Consider the following 21,457-nt stretch of genomic DNA (forward strand, 5'->3'; position numbering starts at 1 on the left):
GGGTGGGTGCCGACGCGGGCGGTGGTGGCCTGCCAGGTGCGCGCTACGAGCAGCGATCCCATCAGGCGGCTGGTGTTCTCGCCGAGAGAGCCTTTGGGTATCCGGGCCAGGCAGATGCCGCCGTGGTCGAGCACGTCACCGAGATCGACGGTGGAGGGTCCGGCGGCGAGTGCGTCGCGTACGAATTGCCGGAACAGAAAGTGCCGCAACTTGTTCAACAACGGTCCGATGACCTGGTTGCGTGCGGAGTCGGTCAATTCCTCATACGAGGACCAGAATCCACGCAGGACGGGGTCGGTGGTGGCGCGGGTGACCCGGGTGCGGAACGCGGGCTCGGTCAACAAGCGCGGTAGATCGGTGAGGGTGGCGACGCCGGGTTGGCGGCACAGGGTGAGCAGGCTTGCTCGCAGGACGTCGTCCGTGCGCGGGCCCCACCATTGGGCGAAGGTGCGGTGGAAGATGGTGGCCAGGTTGTCGACCGCGCGGTCGGTCCCCGCTCGGTCGGCGGGGGTGTCGAGCGGGTTGAGGCAAGGCGGGCGGCTGCGGGAGTCGGCGTCGAACAAGACGACTCGGTCGGCGCAACGCCGGGGCAACCGGGCGAGGATGTCGGTGATGAGGTCGCCTTTGGGATCGACGACGACCACGCCGCGGTCCTGATCAGCCTCCTCGAGGATCAGCCGCCCCAGCAGTGTTGACTTCCCGACGCCGGTTGGGCCCAGGACGTGCAGGTGGTGGCGGGCGTCGGCGACGCGCACCGCCACCGAGCGTCCACCGGGACTGTCGGCAACGCCCAGGGGTTTCGAATACGGTCCCGCCGCAGGGATTTCCGGGGTCGGTGCGATGGCGCGGGCTCCGGCCCGCTGCACACCAGGAATGGCCGGATCATGCGGAAGATGGGCGAGTGCGGCCAGCTCCGGCACCGACAACAGATCACCGCGGCCCAGCCGCCGCTGCGAGAGCGCCGAGCCGAGCCGCCGCGTGCGGCGGTGCCGGTAGTAGTTGTGATCGGTGCAGGACCCGAACACCACCGCCAGCGCATCCGCCCGACCCCGCGCAACGGCCCGCGCCGCGACCCGGTCACCGGTATCGGGCACCGACACGGCATAGCGGATGACGGTCTCCCAGTGCGCACCACGGGCTTTACCGGCGGCGGCCCGCTGCTCGGTCGTCTCGCGCATCGCGGCCTGCCGATCACTCGACTGGGCCGCCGCCGCGGCACGGACGCGGCCAGCGCGGCGGACCGGGCCCGGGGTGAGCAGATCGAGCACCTCCCGCAGCAGCGGGATAGGCCATGCCGCACCGGTCCCGGTTCGGGTGCCGCGCCGCACGCGGCGGCCGGTGACCGGTCGCGCCAGTACCTGCACGCAGGCGGCCTGCCCGGGGCCCAGATCATCGGCGGCGGAGATGAGATCACGAACCAGGTCCGCGCCGCCGTAGTCGGTGCGGATCGGCAGTGCTTCCCGGCGCCCGAGCCGCAGCTCACCTCCGGACAGCAGCCGACGATCCTCAAGCCCAGGAGGTGTGAGCGGCGGGGAGACCGTATGGGCGGTGCGGGTGTGCGCGCCCGGCCACGCGGAGGCCACCGCCCGCTCGACCAACCCTGGCGGAATCCGGCCGGGTACCCAGAGCCGAATCGCCACCCCGTGCTCGGGGGTGATGCTGTACTCGAACCCCAGATGCGGTTGCCCGAACAGCATCCGCCGCCAGGACGGGCGCAGCTGCCCGGTCAGATGCGCCCACAGTGCCTCCGCCCCCTTCGGATCGACCTTGGGAGGCGTGAGGACGGTGACCTGGCGGGCGTCGGTGGCCAGCCGGTGCCGGCGCAGTCGCTCGGCAACCCTCGCCGCGGCGAGCACGCCCACCATCAGCCCCACAGCGATCACCGCCGCCGGACCGGTCACCACCCGTAAAGCGGTGTCGGCGAGTTCGCGCATCGCTGCGGCGGGGTCGAGCAGCAGCTCGCCCACGATGCCGTGGTCCGCCGCAAACAGCATGAGGGACATGGCCTATGCCGCCTGCACATCGACGTAGACGTCCCCGTCGCCGTCCTCATCCGCCAGTCCGGTGTCGACATCGGCGTTGTCGTCGGTGACAATCGGAGTGAACGGGGCGGGTTCGGTGATGTCGAGACCTGACTCCTCGGCATCTGCGGTGTCGGCGAGTTCGCTGGGATCGGTGGTGACCAGCGCGTGCTCCTCGACGGAGGCCATCGAGGCGAACACGGCTCTGTCAGTGCCGTCGAGAGCGATCAGCCCTTGCCCGCGGGCCGCCGACAACAAGAACTGTCGTTCTCCGTCCGAGAGCTTGAACGCGGTCGCGACCTCGTCGATCGCCTGCGGCGCTTGATGCAGCAGGATCTGGGTGGCCGCATTGGACACGATCGCCTTACCGAGTTCGGTGCCCAGCACATCCGCACAGTCCTGGGTGGCGACCGTGAGGCCGGCCCAGTACTTGCGGAACGACTTCGCGGCCCGGAACAAGAACTCCGCACCGGCGGTCTGGCGCATGATCAGCCACGCCTCGTCCACGGTCACCATCCGCGGCCGACGATTCGCCGGGTTGGCGACTCGCCGCCAGGTGGCATCCAACACGAGCAGCGTCCCGATCGTCTTCAACTCATCGGGCAGCTCCCGCAACGAGTAGGCGACCATCGCCGCATCCGGGCTGACCGTCGTCGGCCCATCGAGCAGGCCCGCGAACGCGCCCTCGCCGACGAACGGAGCCAACGACGCGGCAAGGTCATCAGCCACGGCCGAACCGAGCGCGGCCAACTGCTCACACAGGACACCCAGGGTCGGGGCGGGCCTGGTCCACGTCGCGGGGTCCTCGGTGATCCCCGCACTCGCGTAGGTGGCGGTCACAGCGGTGTCGAGCGTGGCACGCTGCGCAGCCGTCTGGTCACCGAGCAGGACCCGGATCACGGTGTGACAGAATAGTTTCCGTCGATTCAGTGCATCCGACGGTGCGGTGCGGCGGCCGTCGGGGCGGGTATGGACCTCCAAATCGAAGGGATTGAGCCGGATCCCGGGGGCGCCGAGGTGGATATAGGTGCCGCCGACCGCCTCGGTCAACGCGCGATACTCGTCTTCGGGGTCGATGATCACCTGTTCGATCCCGCGATACAGCGACCGCAGAATATCGGTCTTGACCAGGTAACTCTTACCGGCGCCGGAACGGCCGAGCACGACGGCGTTATGGTTGTGCGCCTCGGGACCGAACCGGTCGACGAACACCAGCCCGGATGCGGCGTCTCGCCCGTAGAGCACCCCTTCTGGCGATGCCGCGCGGGCCGGATCACCAACAGGCAGTTGCGGACTGGAGAACGGGAACGCCGCCGCAAGGGCATTGGTGTCGAAGGTGCGGCGCACCTTCACCAGATCCAGACCCAGCGGAAGCGTGGAAACCCAGCCCTGGGTGGTGCGGTAGGACAGATGGCAGGTGTCGACGAGCAGACTGGCTGCCAGGGCGCGGACGGCGGCGACCTCGTCGGCCAGCTCGGCTTCCGAGCGGGCGTGCACGGTCAGATACAGGCCGATTCGGAACAGTCGAGCTTCGGCGCGTGCCACCCGGGAGGACAGTTCTGCGGCATCCTCGGCCGCGACCTCCACCAGGGGATCGGTGCGGCGGCCGTAGCTGGCATCGTGAAATCGGGTCGACTCCAGCCGGGCGAGCTGGCGCCGCAGCCGGGAGGCGGCGGTGACCGGGTCGACCGGATCGATATGCAGGGCAACGTCGAGGCGGCCGGGGTGCGACAGCAGCGGAGCCAGCCAGCCGGCGGTGACCTCACGCGGATACCCGGTGACGGCGAGCGTCGCCACCCATCCTGTCCCTACTTCGAGGTGCCGTGTCCCGATCGCCAGCGAATCCGGCCCGAATCCAGCTGCGGCACCGGCGATCTGGCGACGTCGGCGACGCAGGGATCCTCGCCGATGCGGGTGTGCGTCGATATCGTCGGCCAGTTCGATATCGGTGGAGGTCTCGGTGTCCGGGCCGTCGGTGGTGATGACGGTGTGGGGGCCGGCGATGTCTGCGGAGGAGGGAACGAGACTGCCGGGGTTGCAGGCGCCGGTTACCACGGCGGTGGCCTGCGCGTCATCGAGCGGTGTCACGGTGACACCCATCGGGGCGAGGAGGTCGGCGGCCTCATGCACCCGCCGCAGTAGCCGGGCCTCCGCGGCGCGCCGTGCCGCGGCCGACAATTCCCGTCGAGCACGCCGACGCCCCGCGACCAGCCAGCCCAGCATCGCCGCCGGCGTCGGTCCACCCAGCCTGTCGCTCGTCGCCGGGAGGTCGAGGGGTTCACGCCAGACCAGCAGTACTTGCCGGTGCATCAGGTCCTCCCCGGCCGCGAGTCCGGCCAGGTGGTCGGCGTGACCGTGCGCGGCAGCGGCCAGCTCCGGTGACATCTCACCGACCGAACGCCACAGACTCTGCAGCTGGCCGGTCAGATCCAGGCGCGTCGACCGCAACAGGATCTGCACCGGTTGGCGCAGCGTGTGCAGCCAGCCCCCGAGCTGTGAGACCAGGGCATCCTGCTCCTCGGGAGTGCGCAGGGCGAGGTTGACCGTCCCGGCCGCTGCGACCACAGCCAGCCCGTCCGGGCCCAGATCGACCACCCCGACCCCGTTGGCGCTGGTGACCGCCTCGGGTAGCTGTAATGCTTTGGCCGACAAAGGCTGCGGCACCAGCGGCTTCTTCCCTCGACCCGCAGCGCGGGTGAGCCACCGTGGTGCCGTAGCGATCCCTTCGGGCGCGGCTACCAGGCGAGAAGGCCGCAGACGTTGCCGTACGGCGGCCAGCAGCAACCGGTCGCCCGACAGGCCGTCGCGGGTGGTCAAGATCAGCACCGCGACCGCGGTGCCCAGCGGGACGGCTCCGGCCAAGAACGCTGCGGGGGCGATCACTTCACGAGTTGCGGTCCACGCGAGATACAGCAGTAGCGCGGTGACCGCGAGGACTGCGAGCTGGCGGGCGGTGAATGGGCCGATCAACCGGTCTTGCCGGTCGACATCGGCAGGAATACGAACGGGCGTGCTCATCTGGGGTTTCCTCCTCGGGGAGTGCGGCGTGCGCGCCGGCGGACAGGGAGATCGGGCAGCGGCAGATGCAGCTGACGACCTGCCGGTGTCGAGGGACGTGGCGGCGGAACCGGTGGCGGCGTGCTCGCTCGCTCGGCGGGCCGGACCCGGGTCACCGGGAACGGCAGCCGGTACTGGCCGCTGCGCAGCGGCCGGTTGCCCTCATACGGATCGGGCGGATCGAACTCGAACGCCAACTGCGTGCCCTGCCGAGGACGCGGCGGCGGCGACGCCGACGCCGGTGCCGGCGCTGCGGGAGGCCCGGCAGGGGCGGGTGTCCGTCGGACCCGGGCAACAGGGATCGGCAGCGGGTACTGGCCGCGGTGATTGGCGCGAATCCCGCTGTAGGGGTCTGGCGGGGTGAAATCGAACGCGAGCTGGCGGCCTCGCGATCTCGGGCGGGTCGTCGGCCCAGGGGCGGTGCCGGGTGAGGCCGGAGCCGATGTGGTGGTGGCCGACTGCGACGGTGGTGTTGCAGGACCCTGCGTTCGCCGGACCCGGTGGACTCCTTCGAGGGGCAACATCAGCTGGCCGTCCCGCGTCGACCGTGTCCGCGCATACGGGTCGGCGCTGCCCACTGCAGCGGCGGCACCTCGGCGGCCGTTGCCCACCCTGTTGGCAGTGGCTGCGTTGCCCTGTGGGGTGGGGCGTCGAATCGCCGTGGCGGCAGCCTTCTCGCCGCTCTTGAGTAGGCCGAAGGTCTTGTAGGCGACGTATCCGCGGACCAGGGATCCGACCATGCTGCGGCCGTGGCCGATTCGCATGGTCGACATCAGCCAGAACGGGATCTTGATCAACACGCCCATCAGGGCGAGCCCGATGATCAGGCTCACGACGCCGTCCATGTTGGGCCCGAAGAATCCCCATCCTCCCGGGGTGAGGAAAACCCGCAGGGTGGTGACCAACACCAGCGACTGGACCACCTGAATCGCCAGACACGCGGCGAAGGAGCGCCACCACCAGCGAGCGATCGAGTCCAGACCAGGCAGCGCATGACACATCAAAGCCAGTGGTGCCGCTACGATCAGGATGATGGTGATCGCGACGCGCACGACGTAGGTGATGAGCAGTACCACCAGCATCACGACAAGCGCAGTTCGCAGCAGAACCAGGAAGATTCCGTTCCCGGTGACCGACCCGGTCAGTTCCTTCAGCGCGGTGGTGGCAGAGTCGGACTCGACCCCGCTACCGGCGAATGCCTCGGCCAGCGCGTTCGCGAACACGATCGCCTGGGTCGCCAGCAGCATGCTCATGGCACCGGCAATGAACCCGACCACGATCCGTGGCAGCAGTTCTTGCAGTGACCAGCGGGTCTGCAATGTTTCGCGGACCATCAGCAGGATGCCAGCGGCCACCACCAGCAGCCCGTACATGGCCAGCATCAGATGCCACGACGAGTCCCACAACTCACCGACCCGCGGCAAGTCACCGGGCTCCGGGGTGGTCAACAGTGTTTGCGACAGTAGCTCGAGCAGCGGATTGAGCGCCGAATCCACCAGGCGGGCAAAGAAACCGTCGATAGCATTCGCGACACAACCGGAGATATTGCGAATTCCGCAGTCGGAATCACCTGTATCCGACGGCTCAACCGGTACTTGACTGGAGTCGCCCGGCCAGGAGCCGCGCGGAGTAGGCGACGGAGTCGCGGGTGTGCTCGGACCTTGCGATGTGGGCGGAGGCGTGGGCGTCGGCGCGGTCGGTGCCGGTTGCTGGGGTGTCGTCGCCACCGGCGGCGGTGGCGGTGGGGCGGTGGGCTCGGCGGCGGCAGTCGCACCGATGCCAACCCCGACCACCAGCATCGCGACCACGGCCGCCACCACCCGCAACGGCCAGCCTGTTCGGGGGTTCGGTGGTGAGGTGCCGATTGGGAAGGCCGCGGTCATGGTCAGGCACCCACGATCGACTTGAGAACGGCGACGATCACCGGCGCGAGCATCGCCAGGCCGTAACCCAGGCATGCAGCGCGCAGCGCGGTCTTGGACTTCTCGACCTCGCTGGGGTCGCCGGAGGCCAGCACATAGCGGGCGCCGCCGATGGTCAGGAACACCGTCGCCAGCCCGGCAAGGATGCCGACCAGCCAGTTCCGGATATTGTCGAGTACCTGGTCGAACGACTCAGCGATGGCGAGTACCGAAACGGGTTCTGCCGCAGCGGTACCCGCGGTCGCTATGGCGGTCAGCGCCACCGCCGCGAATACCGCGATCGGGGCAAGGGCCCGCCGGATGGTGCCGGGCTGGGCCGTCCGGTGTGACGAGGTCGCAGAACGAACTTCAGGGAAACCGATCATGCGCATCGGCGATTCACCTCCACCTGGGTTGCCGGTTGTGCGGGGGCAGCCGATGTCCGCCCGCACTGGCTACTCCGCGTTTGCGAGCCACATTTGGACCTGGGAGTGTCCGGAAAATCGCCAGATCGGCCAGCGCGGGTAGTCGGCTGCGAGGTGGTGAAGGCGGTCTCCGCCGCGGGAGTACCTGTTGAACCCGACCGCCGCGGTGCGTGCTCGCCAGTGATCTCGCCGTGCCGTGTGGTGTTGTGCAGGCCGACAGCGAGGATCGCCGAGCCGAGCGGGCTGAGGGCGTACTGCCACGGCGGCACACCACGACGCCCCACACCGGGGCGGGTACGACGGCAACGGGTGAGCACCCCGCGACGGGTCAGCGCCGTCAGCCTTTTCCGTGCGGTGTCGACGCTGGGGAACAACAGGTCGGCGACCTGGTCGGCACTCAGACCCTGCTCAGCATCGAGCAGCCGCAGCACTTCCAGGTCCCGCTCGGTGAGTCGCTGTCGCTGCGCGGCCACTTCTGAGCCCTGGTCGTCGGCCGAACAGGACAGGAGTTGCAGGGCGCGGTGCTCGACGGTGCTGGTGCGTGCCGGATCGGTGGCTGCCGTGCGCGCGACCAGCCAGTCGAGGAGATCGTGTTCGCCTCGCTGGCGGGTCTTGCGCAACGCCCAGTGCGACAACCCCGTCGAATCGCTTGCCAGAGAGGTCACCGACCGCCCCTCCAGCCGGGTGGCGGCGATCAACTCGGCGACCTCGGCGGTAATCACGTTCTCCGCGACCGCCTCGGCGAGAATCTGTTCGGGATGCCCCGCCGGGGCCCACATCACCTGCACCGGTTCGTCCGCTCTGGTGTCGATGTCGGCTCCAGTGCCGACATCCGCACCGGGCACGGGGGCAGCGGCCTCCCGCCGCACCCAAGCCCGGCCACCACGGAACAGCGCCCACCGCAGTCGGAACCACAGAAACGGGCGCTCGACATCTATGCGCGGCAATTCGGCGAAGAACTCGGCCAACAGATCGGCCTCGATGTCAGCGCGGTCCTCGCGCCGGCGAGGTCCGAACACGCTGGCCATCCCCGCCAACATCGGTGCCGCCATCCCGGCACACGCCAAGGCTGCATCCGAACCGTGGGTTCGAGACCGGCCGATCAGCCACACCCAGACCGCATCCACGGTCTCGATCGGCAGCGCCGGGTCCGACAGCACCTGCCGCAACTGGCCCCAGGTATCGACCTGCCTGCCGAGTCCCGATACCTGATTCCTCACGACAGGTAGCGGGTGATCGGCTATCCGGTCGAGCGCCGACCGCACGACCGCCAGCGGCGAAGCTTCCGCATGATCCGGCCTCTCCGCAGAAATACTGTAATTCGCATTCATTGCCATTCCCCTTGCTCGAAGCGTTGATAAATCCGACTCGGCAAGGACACAGAACGGCCGCCACCAAAAAGCCTCCGAATAACCTCCAAACGACCTCGAGATGACCTCCGGCCGATCACCGATCAGCCGGATTCGACCACACGGAACCGGTACGGGAGCTTGAGCGCGGTGCCGGGAAACTGCTATCTACCAGGGGTTGTGTACGTTTGGTGGCGTTCCGGTGGCGCTGTACACCGCGCGAGAAGCTTTCGGGTGGACCGTCGAAAAATTGGCGTCAGATGTGGCGCTCTACAACTGTGGATATCGAAGATCGATCAGTCGATTTGCATAGTTTTCGGGACGGTTCGATGTCCAAAAACGGCGAATTCGTGAGGAGTTGACCAGTGCACACATCCCATGCACTGGAATCGACAAGGACCGCGCCGATGACCGAACACACCCCAGTCCGCCGCCGTCGCCACACCGGCTCGTCCGGCTCGCGCCGCGCTCCGGCGGCCGAGGTTCCCTCAACCATCTGGGCCTCCGGAACCGACCCGATCGACCCCACCGACCAATGGCCGACGCCGATCGTCTCCCGCGCCGTCACCGAGTTCTCCCGCCCCGGAGACCAAGTGCTGCTGGCGCCCCCGGCCTCAACCGCCCCCGACACACCCTTCCCGACGCCGGACACTGCCGACGTGCTCGCCGTGATCGACAGCCTCGGCCGCGACAGCCTGATCGAACGCCCCGATGCTCACCAACATCGGCCACCGCACGAAGGAGCTGTTGCCCTCGTCCTGGCCAGCCTGCTCGCTCCCGAGGCCACATCACCTTCGGCAGTCGACGAGATCGTCGCGCTCGCCGCAACCCGGTTGAACCCCGGCGGCGTGCTTGTCGTGTTCACCCGCTGCACGCACACCCGCGACGGTGTCCTGCTCGATCCGACCGGCTGGACAGTAGCCGCCGGTCAGGCCGCCGACCTGCTGTTCCTTCAGCACATCGTCGCCGTCCCGATCGCGGGCGACACCGTCGCGGCACCCGGACTCGACAACACCGGGCACGCCCGCACGCACAGCATCGTGCATACCGATATCACCGTTCTTTTGCGCCCCTGATCGCCGCAGTGGCCCTGCCGTACTGGGCCCCGCCGTACGACGCTGGGCACACGATGGCGGCATGTAGCTCCTGACCACCGAATCTCGAATCGAGGCACCTTTCGATGACCGCAACCCACAAAACGGAGAACAACATCGCCGCGGTATCGGTATGGCCGACCGCGCAGGCCGCGCCCGCTACTCAACGCACCGGCCGCTACCACCCCGACAGCGTCAAACACCCCGCGAAAATGCTGCCCGCCATCGCCGCCCACGCCATCGAGGCATACACCCACCCCGGGGACCTGGTCCTGGACCCGATGTGCGGCATCGGCACCACCCTCGTCGAGGCCCTGCACCGAGGCCGCCGCGCCATCGGCGTCGAATACGAAACCCGATGGGCCGACCTCGCCCGCACCAACATCGACCTCGCCTACGGTGCCGGCATCGACCTCGACGCTGCCGTCTACCAAGGCGACGCCCGAAAACTTCCAACTCTGCTTCCTGCCGACCTGCGCGGCCAGGTCGACCTCGTCATCACCTCACCCCCATACGGCGACTCCACCCACGGTCACGTCCGAGTCAAGCCCGGCGAAGGCGTCCGCAAGTACGACCACCGCTACGGAGCCGTCCTCGACCGCGGCAACCTCGCCAACGTCGGCATCGGCCGGCTCCTGACCGGATTCACCAGAATCCTCACCGGCGTCGCCGACTACCTCAAACCCGGCGGACACGTCGTCATCACCGCTCGCCCCTGGCGACAGCACGCCGAACTCATCGACCTACCCACCCACATCACCACCTGCGGCACCCTTGCCGGACTCACCCCCGTCGAACGCTGCGTCGCACTCCTCGGCCGCCTCGCCGACGACGACATCATCGCCCGAAGCAGCTTCTTCCAGCGCGACTTCATCGTCAAGAACCGCCGCGGAGGGCTTCCCGTTCACCTGATCGCACACGAGGACGTCATTGTGCTCGAGCGCAGGGACGTGCCAGATTCGTTGCAGCTCAAGCAAACTCATCCAAACCGGAGTTTGGTGTCGACGGCTGCCTGGGTCGACCGCAAATGGGCGGCATGAACTACGAGAATAGCCACGCGGGAGAACCGGGTTCGCCGGAACCCGGTTCTCCCTGCCTCCGGAAGCAGGTCTCGCGAGGCCGTGGCCGTGCCGGAATGGACATCGCCGCCGCGTTCTAGGATCAAGCCAGTGGGGAACGTTGTAGAAACCGCTGAGCTGGCCTCGTCATTGACAAGATGGCTCTCCGAAGTCCGGGTCACCGGCCTGTCCGCGCGGGAAGCGACAGCGTTGATCACCCAACACACGGTCCGGTGGGGGCACGCCAACGGTTGGACGGTCGACCTCGAGCGAGAGGCATTGATCGCCAGGCGTACCGGACGGCGGATGTACCACGGCCATTTGGACGTCTTCTGCTGGCGCGACGACCATTTGCCGTGCATCGCCATCGAGATCGACCGCTCGAACAAGCGATGGTCGGTGGAGAAGCTGCTCGCCGAGGCCGACACCGGCAACATCGCACTCTGGGGGCGCTGGTACGGCACGACACGAATCGCCGTGCCGGACACCGTCGGCCTCGTCGACATCAGCGCTACGGCAGGGTTCGAACGCCCCAGAAAGGAAGCCCGCCGGAGGGAACGGCGAGCGCCCGGCGCACCCGGCGCATGACCACCCTGCCGCGTCAACCGGCCATCTGTCCAGGCTGGTGTACCGGCAGGCCCGGGTTGGTGAACCGGAGGCGGGGAGCACCGAAAGGGCAGGGCATTCCGAGGTGTCGCAGGGCGTGATTATGCTCGCGCGACATGGAGCCCGCCACCGCAGCCATCGCTGATCTTGTTGCCGCGATCACGCCTATCGACGAGGTTGAACAGCAACACATCGAGCAGACACTGGCCTGGCTCGCCCAAACCAATGACATCTTCCGCCGAGTTCCACCAGCGACTCCACCGCAGCACTTGGTCGCGTACGTGGTCTTGGTCGACCCCACCGAGCGCGGCATCTACCTCGGTAGACACCGCAAATCCGGTCTCGAACTCCCGATGGGCGGGCACCTGGCTCCCGGCGAAGACCCATGCACTACGGCGCGGCGGGAAGCACGCGAGGAACTCGGGTTCGACCCGAGATTCGATGTCGTTGGGGATAAGCCCCTGTTCCTGACAGTGACTCCCACCGTCGGCCCCACCGCTGGCCATGTTGATATCTCTCTGTGGCATGTCGCTCGGGGTGACCGGGCCCAGCACTACGACCTCGATCCCGCCGAGTTCGACGGGGGCCGCTGGTGGGACCTCGACCCCACGGCCTGCCGAGCACCGATCCCCACCTCCCACGCTTCATCCGCAAGCTCGACACCGTCCTCCAACCCGCTGCCGCTCGATGACTACGCTGGTCGTCATCCGCGGTAATTCCGCGTCGGGCAAATCGACCGTCGCCGCCGGCCTCCAACGTCGCTTCGAGCACGGCCACTGCGCGGTCATCGGTCAGGATGTAGTGCGACGGCAGATTGTCCGTGAGCGCGACGAGCCCGGCGGGTGGAATATCGAGCTGATCGAACATATCGCGACACTGTGCCTGGCCCGTGGGATGGTGACGATCGTGGAAGGCATCCTCGACGCCGATCGCTACGGGGCGATGCTGCACCGTCTCGCCGACACCGCCGGCTGTGCACTCCACTACGGCTTCGACCTCACCTTCGACGAAACTCTCGCTCGCCATGCCGGCCGGCCGCAGGCCGCAACGATTCCTCCTGACCAGATGGCCGAGTGGTATCACGGTTGGCAACCCCTGTCCTACGTTGAGGAGGTCCGCATCGACTCCAGCTGGAGCCGCGACTCCATTATCGAGCGGATTCACACCGACATCCTCGCCACCGACCGACTCCGCTGACGGTCAAATGAGGCGCGGCAGGCAATATTGGATTGCCTGCTGGCGCAGTGAGTCCTGATCGTTCTGTACATGATCGTGCGCCGCCTGACCGCCGACGGCTGGCAGACAGCCCGAACAGTGCGCCTCGACGCACTCGCTGGTAGCCCCGCAGGCACCTTCTCCACCACCTACGAGCAGGCACTGGCTTGGAGCGTCGACCAGTGGAAGCGCTGGACCCGGACTCGGGCGATGTTCGTCGCTGAGGAGCACGACACAGTGCTCGGATCCGCCGCCGTGCGCGTTGCAGGAAACGGACGAAAAAGTTGTCCGCGCCGCGCATCTCGAATTGGCCGAGGGCGATAGCTTTCCGTTTGCATTGGGTCTTGAACCCGATATGAGCTGGGCGGACTATCTCCGCGCCCGGGAGGAACAGCGGCAGGGTGCCAATCTGCCGGATGGCATCGTGGCCTCCACATATCTGCTCGCAACTGTTGACGGCCAAGTAGTCGGTCGAACCTCGATCAGACACACCCTCAACGAGGGCCTACGTCGACGAGGCGGGCACATCGGGTATGCCGTGCTGCCCCAGTACAGGCGGCGTGGGTACGGTGGCGCCATTCTCCGCCGCAGTATCGTCGTTGCCCGGTCGATCGGTATCGACCGGATACTGCTCACCTGCGACGATTCGAATCTCGGATCGCGACGGATCTTCTCTGAACTGTCTGGGCTTCATTGACTGCCAGAGTTCGTCGCACTGCCGAATTGAGTCGCTCGCGGCTGCGCGACCTACAATGCAGACTGTGACTACCGTCAATCGTTGGCTAACCGACGTCGAGATCGAAAAATCCAAGGAAGAGACTCGTAAAAACGCCCAAACCACATTCCGACACCACTACGTGCCAAGAATGTATCTCAAGCGGTGGACTACCGACGGTAGCGGGGAAATTCAGGTCACAAACGTTGACACCAAAGAATCAAATTGCGTACCCATAGAATCGACAGCCGTCGAGGATAACTTCTATCAAATATCGGCACCCGACATCGATGCCGACGCAAATCCAGACATGTGGTTCGAGACCCACATGGGACGCATAGAGGGCCGGGCCGCGAACTGGCTTCGCGCGCTCGACGGTCAGCCCGATGGGAGGATCAAGGATAAAAACCTAATCTCCAACCTAGCCGTATACATCAGCCTACAAAGCCAGCGCACCCAGCGTGGGCGACAGACCGACGTGGGCATCGACGCAGCAGTGAACCGTTACGGAGCCAGCCATATTCTGAACATTACCGGCCTGCTTCCGATCTTATGTCGCGAGTACGGCATTGAGTACTCAGAAGCGAGACACCAGGCTATCGTGAATCAGATACTCGCCAAGCGGGCCGTCAGCAGCGAAACCAAGCCCAAGGCAATCGATGCAGCCATCGGCGCCTGGAAGAACGTTCTCGCCCCGCTGATTGAAAACGATCGAGACTACTGGCTGGCAAGCTCCACAGGCGATCTATTGACCTGCGATGAACCCGTACTCGGAATTCCAACGAAGCGAAACACTCGCCAGTTTCCGGTCTCGATAAGAAATTCTGAAATAATTGTATTTCCGATCAGTCCTAATCGACTCCTAATTCTGAGCCGGAAGAATGTGAAGATCAAGCCCCCGTTCGAACTATCTTCGACTGAGGCAAAGTTTCTAAATCGCGAATTCTGCTACAACTGCAATCGGCTGGTTTTCGAAAAAAGCGGAACCTCGATCGCATCGCAGATTCAGATCCCCAACTACCCAGAGAAGCAGGACTGGTCAAGTAGCATCACCTCCGCTCCGGAGTTCGCTCGCGCCGTTCTCCTGCCGACCCGATGGACCGACGCGCCCCATTCGCCGCAGTGGCCCTTATCTCGATGGACCACTGACTAGGCCGCGTTTCATAAGCCCGATGGTGTGGGGACGGAACCCGTTGTCCGGGTTGAGAAGTTGGTGATATGGCGAGGTCTCCGGTAGTTGGTTGAACGACCAAGCACAACCGGAAACCAACCGGAGACCTCGTGAACAGCGTAACGGCAACGTGCCGTGCGGATCTGACCGATGCTCAGTGGGCGAAACTGGAACCGCTACTACCTGCTGGTATGAAGCCGGGCCGGCCACCGCGGTGGTCGAAACGACAGTTGATCGACGGGATCCGGTGGCGGATCCGGACCGGCAGTCCGTGGCGTGATATTCCGAGCGTGTATGGGCCGTGGCAGACGGTGTATGGGTTGTTCCGCCGCTGGCAGCGTGACGGCACGTGGGAATCGGTGCTGACCGCACTGCAAGCCCACGCCGATGCGGGCGGTGAGATCGAGTGGACGGTGAGCGTGGACTCCACGATCGCCCGCGCGCACCAGCATGCGGCGGGTGCGCGCCGCGACTTCGCCGGCCAGGTCGAGGCGGCGGGTGGTTTCGACGACGAACCCGCTGACCACGGGCTGGGACGGTCGCGGGGCGGGTTCACCACGAAGCTGCACCTGGCCGCCGACCAGGGGCAGCGGCCGCTGGCGCTGGTGGTCACGCCTGGTCAGTGGGCTGATTGCCCACAGTTCACGACGGTGCTCGGCGATATACGGGTGCCGCGGCTCTCGGTCGGTGGTACCCGGTCGCGGCCGGATCGGGTCCTGGCCGACAAAGCCTATTCTTCGGCGGCCAACCGTGCTTACCTGCGGAAACGCGGGATCAAGGCAACCATCCCGATCAAGGCGGACCAGGCAGCGCATCGTGTGGCCAAGGGCAACGCCGGTGGCCGGCCGCCGGCGTTCGACCCTGGTCTCTACAAACTCCGGCACGCCGTGGAATGCACGATCAGCCGCCTCAAACAGCACCGCGCTGTCGCCACCCGCTACGACAAACTCGCTGTCCGTTACCTGGCCACGGTCCGCGTCGCCGCAATCAACCTGTGGTTATCCGGCCAAGGCTTATGAAACGCGGCCTAGGAGCACGATGCGGACACCCTGGCCACCGGAGTCGGCGGCGCTACCACCTATCGATCCCCTAAAGGGGTAGCCGTAGCATCCGCCGAAAATCAGGCGGATATGGCGTAGCCGCCTGGTAGGCATCGGGTTTCGGGTTCGGCATGCGCTGTCGGCTGGTTGGTGCTTGGCTGCCGGTGTTGGTGTTGGTCGGCGCTGGTGGAGGCTGGGGTTCGTGGCGACGCGGATGTTCGCGGACGAGGAGTTGGAACGTCTGCGGGGATTCCCGGAGATCAGCCGCGAGGAGCTGTTTCGATACTTCACGCTCACGTCGGCGGATCTGGCGTTCGTGGATCCGGGCCGCGGCAGGGGACCGGCCGAACGGCTGGGCTTGGCGATCGCGTTGTGTACGCTGCCGTGGCTGGGATTCGTGCCGGATCGGCTGGTCACGGCCCCACCGGGGGCGGTGGCCCGCCTCGCCGAGCAGCTGCGGGTCGACCCGGTGGTGATCGGTGCCTATGGCAGGCGAGCCAAGACCCGCACCGAGCATGTGCGCCTGGCCGCGCGGTACCTGGGATGGCGTGCGGCCGGTGCGCTGGAGTTCAAGGAGCTCGACGAGTTCCTGCTCGCGCGGGCGATGGAGCACGATTCCCCGACTCTGTTGTTCCGGCTGGCGTGTGAGTATCTGATCTCGGCGAAGGTGATCCGGCCGGGCCCTGTCACCGTGGTGGAGCGGGTCGCCCACGCCCGGCACCAGGCCCAGACCGAAACCTATGACCGGCTCGCTCACGAGTTCACTGCGGCGCGGTGTGCGGAGTTGGACGGCTTGCTGGTCACGGACGCGTCGCTGGGGATCTCGCGGTTGCGGTGGCTGTCGACCGGGCCGGTGGAGGCGTCGGCGGCTGCGGTCCGCGCCGAGGTCGACAAGCTGGGGTTTCTGCGGGGTTTGGGTGCTGATCGGCTGGATCTGTCGGTGCTGCCCGCCGAGCGGCGCCGGTTCTTGGCCACGATGGGCCGGCGTCTGAGTCCGCAAGCCCTGGAGCGTCGGGATCCGCAGCGCCGGTATCCGATCCTGCTCACGGTGCTGGCCCAGTCGGGCACCGATGTGCTCGATGAGGTCGTGGTGTTGTTCGATCAGGCGATCTCGGCGAAGTTCGGTGCCGCCGAACGGAAGATGCAGCAGCAGCTGGCCGAGCGCGGCAAGACCGGCGAGGACCGCCAGGCGCTGCTGGACGATCTCTTGGAAATCGTCACCGACCCGACGGTGGCTGATGAGGAGATCGGCGCGCTGATCCGCGGCGAGAAGATCGGGTGGGAGCGCCTGCGCGCGGCGATCGCCCAGGCCAAACCCAGGTTGCCGCGTGATCACGGGCATCTGGCAGCGCTGGATTCCTCCTACAACTACCTGCGCCAGTTCACCCCCGCAGTGCTTGAAGCGGTGCGCTTCGCCGGCGGCACCGCCGCTACCGAGCTGCTGATCGCGGTGAACATGCTGCGCGAGCTGAACGCGACCGGGCGGCGCAAGGTCTTCGACGACGCCCCGACCGGGTTCGTGCCGACGAAATGGCGCGGCTACCTCGACGAGGCCCGAAAGACCGGTAGCGCCACCGCGTACCGGCACTACTGGGAATTGTGCGTACTGCTCGGACTGCGCGACGGGCTGCGCAGCGGGGATGTGTTCGTGCCCGGCTCGCGCCGCTACGCCGACCCGGCCGCCTACCTGATCACCACTGGGCAGTGGGAACCGCAACGCGGCGAGTTCTGCCGCCTGGTCGGGCGATCCGCCGATCCGGGCGTCGCGCTGGCGGCCGTGGTCGCCGAACTGCACGATGCGGTCGGTGAGCTGGAGGCGGTGCTGGCCGGCGGGGACGGCCCGGTCAGGGTGGACGAGGGCGGGGATCTGGTGATCTCGCCGCTGAGCGCGGAAGATGTTCCCGCCGAGGCGATCGCGCTCAAGGCCGAGCTGACCGAGATGCTGCCGTTCGCGCCGATCGTTTCCTTGTTGATCGAGTTGGACAAGCGCACCGGCTACCTGGACTGCTTCACCCACGCCGGCGGCCAGGCCACCCGGACGCCGGAGCTCAAACGCAATCTGATCGCGGTACTGCTGGCGCACTCGACGAACCTGGGGTTGACCCGGATGGCGCAGGCGTGCGGGATCACCTACGACATCCTGGCCTGGACCGATGAGTGGTATGTGCGCGAGGAGACCCTGCGCGCGGCCAACCTCGTGTTGATCGGCTACCATCAGCGGCTGCCGCTGACCGCGGTGTTCGGTGCCGGAACGCTGTCGTCGAGCGATGGGCAGCGGTTCCCGACGCGTGGGAAATCAACCACGGCCAGGCCGTTGAGCCGGTATTTCGCCAGCGAGGGCCTGTCGACCTACACCCATGTCACCGATCAGCATGCCACCTACGGCACCAAGGTGATCGTGGCGACCAAACGTGAAGCCCATTACGTGCTCGATGAGATCCTGGGCAATGCAGCGGATCTGCCGATCACCGAGCACGCCACCGACACCCACGGGGTCACCCTGGTCAACTTCGGGTTGTTCGACCTGCTCGGGATGCAGCTCTCGCCGCGGATCCGGGATCTGGGCCGGATCACCCTGTACCGGCCGGGCCCGCGCGCGCAGGCCGAGGCCCGGTTCCCGCACGCGGGCCCGCTGATGACCCGCAAAGCGAATCTCGGGTTTGATCGCCGAGCACTGGGACGATCTGCTCAGGTTGGCCGGATCGTTGAAGTTCGGGCACGCCACCGCGTCGCTGCTGGTCGGCAAGCTCTCGGCGTCGGGGCGGCAGAACACTCTGGCCGCGGCGCTCAAGGAGTACGGGGCGCTGCGGCGCACCATCTACGCCGCGAGGTACCTCTCCGATCCGGACTATCGGCGCAAGATCTCGCGGCAGCTCAACAAGGGCGAGTCGCTGCACGCGCTGCGGCGCGACCTGCTCTATGCCCATAAGGGGATGATTCGGGCACGCCATCTCGAGGACCAGACCGAGCAAGCCTGGTGCCTGACCTTGGCGACCAACGCTGTGATCGCTTGGACCACGGAGTATTACGGGCTCGCTGTCGATCAGATGCGTCGGGCCGGGCAGCGTATCGATGACGAGGTCCTGGCCCACATCAGCCCGGCCCACAGTGCCAACATCAATTTCTTCGGCGCGATCGAGGTCGACATCGACGCCGAGCTGGCCCAGCTGGGCCCGACCGGGTACCGGCCGCTGCGGGTGCGTGACACCTTGTTCTGACTGCGCGGCCGATCTGTGGTTACGGCCTGCCGGTGCCGGTCGGGCTGGTTGATGCGGTGGCTGTTGAGTGAGCGGTGAGGAAGTTGTCGACGAGCCGGGCGCAGTCGTCGTGGTCGATGGTGCGTAGTCCGGTGAGGCGGGCGAACACGATCGGGCCGAGGAGTTCGATGATGGCGAAGGTGGTGTCGAGTTCGCCGAGTGTGGCGCGGGCGTCGGGGCTGGTGAGGATCTGGTCGAACGGTCGGCGGTATTGCTCGATGACGCGGGCGCGTAGTGAGGTGAGCGCGGCCGGGTCGGTGTGGTTGTCGTCGATGGATCCCATGGCCAGCCAGGCCAGGGTGGTCATCTGTACCGGGGCCTGTTCGATGAGGTCGGCTTGGGTGGTGAGCAGCGTGAGGAGCTGCTCGCGTACCGGGGTGGTGCCGGTGAGGGCGTCGACGTGGGGGAGCAGCCGTTCGAAGGTCGCCGCGAGCAGATGGGTGGTGCTGCCGAAGTGCCGGTAGAGGGTGGCGCGCGCGACTTTCGATACGCGGGTGACCGCTTCGACGGTGACCGCCTCGACACCGCCGGTGGACAGCAGATGGGTGGCCGCGTCGAGCAACCGGTTGCGTGAGCGTGCCAGCCGCGGATCGGCCTGCTCGTCGTCCGCGGGGTGCGGGTCGGTCATGGACGCGTGTTCCTCCGGATTCGTGCCGTGCGGCTGTGGGTGTGAGTGGACTCTATCCCACACCCCGACCCCTATGATACGAATGGTCTCGCACAGAGACTATCGGTCTCTAAAGTCGGGAGGTGCCGGTGGACACGCCTGGGACGGACACTGTCGAGATCGCCCGGTGGACCCGGGCCGAGTGGTGGATGCTGACGGTGTCGTGCCTGGCGGTGGCGCTGGTGGTCGCGGCGATGGCGGCGTTGTATTCGGCGTTGCCGCAGATCGCGGTCGCGACCGGGGCCACCCAAGCTCAGCTGACCTGGATCGTCGACGGCTACACACTGGTGCTGGCGTGTCTGGTGCTGCCCGCCGGCGCCGTCGGTGACCGTTACGGGCGACGTGTGGTGCTGGTGGCGGGATTGGTGGTGTTCGCCGCCGCCTCGGCGCTGCCGCTGCTGCTGGACGAGCCGGTGTGGCTGATCGCGACGCGCGCCCTGGCCGGGGCGGGCGCGGCGCTGGTGATGCCCTCGACGCTGTCGATCCTGACCGCGGGGTTCGCCCCTGTTCATCGCGGCCGGGCGGTCGGGATATGGGCCGGGGTCGCCGGATCCGGGGCGGTGCTGGGGATCCTCGGTGCCGGGGTGCTGCTCGAACGATGGTCGTGGCCCTCGGTGTTCGTCGGGTTGACCGTGGCCGGGACGGTGCTGGCGGTGCTGGCGTGCACCATCGCCGAATCCCGCCACCGTGAGCATCCGCCGGTGGACTGGGTCGGCGCGGGCACGGTGGCGGTCGCGGTCGCCGCGATCGTGTTCGCCGCGATCGAGGTCCCCGCACGCGGCTGGGCCGACCCGCTCGTCGCCGCCGCGGCCGGGATCGGTGTGGCCGCGGCGGTGGCGTTCGTGGTCGTCGAACTGCGCAGCGCGGCGCCGCTGCTGGACGTGCGGTTGTTCACCCGCCGCGGTTTCGGTGCCGGGTCGCTGTCGGTGACCATCCAGTTCCTGGTCACCTTCGGAGTGTTCCTGCTGCTGGTGCAGTACCTGCAGCTGATCTTCGGTTACGGGCCGCTGGCCTCGGCGCTGGCACTGGCACCGATGGTGGTGCCGCTGGTCGCGATCTCGGTGATCGCGCCGTGGCTGTCGAGCCTGGTCGGATTACGGGTGATGACCGTGACCGGCCTGCTCACCATCGCCGCCGGGCTGGTGCTGGTGAGCCGGTTGACCCTGGCCGCAAACTATCCCGACCTGCTGTGGCCGCTGCTGATCATGAGCGCGGGCCTGGGATTGTGCACCGCCCCGGCGACCTATGCCATCGTCGCCGACACCCCAGAGGCCAAACACGGGGTCGCCGCCGCGGTCAACGACGCCGCCCGCGAGATCGGCGCCGCGATCGGGATCGCCGTGGCCGGCAGCGTCCTCGCCGCCGGCTACACCCACCGCATCCAGCCCGCCTTGGCCCGGCTACCCGAGCCCGCCCGCGGCCCGGTCGCCGATTCCCTGGCCGCCGCCCTGCAAGTCGCCGACCAGGCAGGACCGGTAGCCGCGCCGCTGGCCGAGTTCGCCCAAGCCGCGTTCGTGCACGGCAGCGGCCAGGCCGCGCTCGCACTGGCCGCCCTCACCACCGCCACAGCGATCGTGCTGGCCGTCCTGGCCCCCGGCCGCACGCCACGCCCGCACATGAGAACCTCTCCCCCCTCCTCACACGCCTCTCCTCGTGAAAGACGCCCGTCATGACGGCCTACCACACGATCATCGTCGACACCGACGGATCCGACCGCTCCTACCGTGTGGTCGAGCACGCCGCAGAACTCGCCCACGCCACCCACGCCCGGCTACTGATCGTCTGCGCTCGCCACCGCATCGACGAACACACACCCAAGGCCCACCTCGACCGGCCCGGACCCGAGACCTCCCCGCTGCACGGCAGCACCCCCGCCGACAC

General features: G+C 67.3%; 16 protein-coding genes and 1 pseudogene. 11 read left to right on the forward strand and 6 right to left on the reverse strand.

Annotated features, from left to right (window positions below):
* The 5 genes from HOV91_RS32525 to HOV91_RS32545 form a co-directional block, all read right to left on the reverse strand.
* Window positions 1-2,003, reverse strand: a 2,003-nt coding sequence (locus HOV91_RS32525) for a type IV secretory system conjugative DNA transfer family protein (RefSeq protein WP_174189106.1), incomplete at its 3' end; no start/stop codon positions are given.
* Between the two features lie 3 nt (window positions 2,004-2,006).
* A complete protein-coding gene (locus HOV91_RS32530) occupies window positions 2,007-5,039 on the reverse strand; it encodes a PrgI family protein (protein ID WP_082393304.1) in 3,033 nt (1,010 codons plus the stop codon).
* Window positions 5,036-7,036 (reverse strand): TrbL/VirB6 family protein, encoded by a 2,001-nt coding sequence (locus HOV91_RS32535; RefSeq protein ID WP_479687449.1) that lies wholly within the window; start codon window positions 7,034-7,036, stop codon window positions 5,036-5,038. The genes HOV91_RS32530 and HOV91_RS32535 overlap by 4 nt, the downstream gene beginning before the upstream one ends.
* Window positions 6,964-7,371, reverse strand: coding sequence for a pilin (locus HOV91_RS32540; RefSeq protein WP_228792423.1), 408 nt, complete (start codon window positions 7,369-7,371; stop codon window positions 6,964-6,966). The genes HOV91_RS32535 and HOV91_RS32540 overlap by 73 nt, the downstream gene beginning before the upstream one ends.
* Window positions 7,362-8,624 (reverse strand): replication-relaxation family protein, encoded by a 1,263-nt coding sequence (locus HOV91_RS32545; protein ID WP_162240368.1) that lies wholly within the window; start codon window positions 8,622-8,624, stop codon window positions 7,362-7,364. The genes HOV91_RS32540 and HOV91_RS32545 overlap by 10 nt, the downstream gene beginning before the upstream one ends.
* A gap of 536 nt (window positions 8,625-9,160) precedes the next feature.
* Here HOV91_RS32545 and HOV91_RS32550 point away from each other — a divergent pair.
* The 9 genes and pseudogenes from HOV91_RS32550 to HOV91_RS32590 all read left to right on the forward strand — a co-directional run bounded on the left by HOV91_RS32550 (window position 9,161) and on the right by HOV91_RS32590 (window position 18,870).
* Window positions 9,161-9,829 (forward strand): hypothetical protein, encoded by a 669-nt coding sequence (locus HOV91_RS32550; protein ID WP_043737879.1) that lies wholly within the window; start codon window positions 9,161-9,163, stop codon window positions 9,827-9,829.
* Between the two features lie 104 nt (window positions 9,830-9,933).
* A complete protein-coding gene (locus HOV91_RS32555) occupies window positions 9,934-10,887 on the forward strand; it encodes a TRM11 family SAM-dependent methyltransferase (RefSeq protein ID WP_082393303.1) in 954 nt (317 codons plus the stop codon).
* A 129-nt stretch (window positions 10,888-11,016) separates the two neighbouring features.
* The gene (locus HOV91_RS32560; RefSeq protein ID WP_156371217.1) at window positions 11,017-11,493 is read left to right on the forward strand and encodes a hypothetical protein; all 477 of its coding nucleotides are present in this window, start codon (window positions 11,017-11,019) and stop codon (window positions 11,491-11,493) included.
* 134 nt (window positions 11,494-11,627) lie between these two features.
* On the forward strand, window positions 11,628-12,227 hold the full coding sequence (locus HOV91_RS32565; protein WP_082393302.1) for an NUDIX domain-containing protein: 600 nt from the start codon (window positions 11,628-11,630) through the stop codon (window positions 12,225-12,227).
* Window positions 12,199-12,708 (forward strand): AAA family ATPase, encoded by a 510-nt coding sequence (locus HOV91_RS32570; protein WP_043737884.1) that lies wholly within the window; start codon window positions 12,199-12,201, stop codon window positions 12,706-12,708. Before HOV91_RS32565 ends, HOV91_RS32570 begins: the two co-directional genes overlap by 29 nt.
* Before the next feature lie 280 nt (window positions 12,709-12,988).
* Complete coding sequence (locus HOV91_RS32575) at window positions 12,989-13,423, forward strand: GNAT family N-acetyltransferase (RefSeq protein ID WP_068049986.1); 435 nt, start codon at window positions 12,989-12,991, stop codon at window positions 13,421-13,423.
* A 64-nt stretch (window positions 13,424-13,487) separates the two neighbouring features.
* Window positions 13,488-14,594, forward strand: a complete 1,107-nt coding sequence (locus HOV91_RS32580) for a DUF4238 domain-containing protein (RefSeq protein WP_157227746.1) — start codon at window positions 13,488-13,490, stop codon at window positions 14,592-14,594.
* A gap of 128 nt (window positions 14,595-14,722) precedes the next feature.
* Window positions 14,723-15,631, forward strand: a complete 909-nt coding sequence (locus tag HOV91_RS32585; protein WP_043737886.1) for an IS5 family transposase — start codon at window positions 14,723-14,725, stop codon at window positions 15,629-15,631.
* A 223-nt stretch (window positions 15,632-15,854) separates the two neighbouring features.
* Window positions 15,855-18,870: pseudogene (locus HOV91_RS32590) on the forward strand (Tn3 family transposase).
* A gap of 19 nt (window positions 18,871-18,889) precedes the next feature.
* Here the strand turns inward: HOV91_RS32590 and HOV91_RS32595 are convergent.
* The gene (locus HOV91_RS32595) at window positions 18,890-19,537 is read right to left on the reverse strand and encodes a TetR/AcrR family transcriptional regulator (RefSeq protein ID WP_043737888.1); all 648 of its coding nucleotides are present in this window, start codon (window positions 19,535-19,537) and stop codon (window positions 18,890-18,892) included.
* A gap of 188 nt (window positions 19,538-19,725) precedes the next feature.
* On the opposite strand from HOV91_RS32595, the gene HOV91_RS32600 reads away from it, so the two are divergent.
* Together HOV91_RS32600 and HOV91_RS32605 are read left to right on the forward strand one after the other, a co-directional pair.
* Window positions 19,726-21,249, forward strand: coding sequence for an MFS transporter (locus tag HOV91_RS32600; protein WP_210747209.1), 1,524 nt, complete (start codon window positions 19,726-19,728; stop codon window positions 21,247-21,249).
* A partial coding sequence (locus tag HOV91_RS32605; protein WP_174189107.1) for a universal stress protein occupies window positions 21,246-21,457 on the forward strand: 212 nt, incomplete at its 3' end. The genes HOV91_RS32600 and HOV91_RS32605, both read left to right, overlap by 4 nt.

Source organism: Nocardia barduliensis, assembly GCF_013315795.1.
Classification (GTDB): Bacteria; Actinomycetota; Actinomycetes; order Mycobacteriales; family Mycobacteriaceae; genus Nocardia; species Nocardia barduliensis.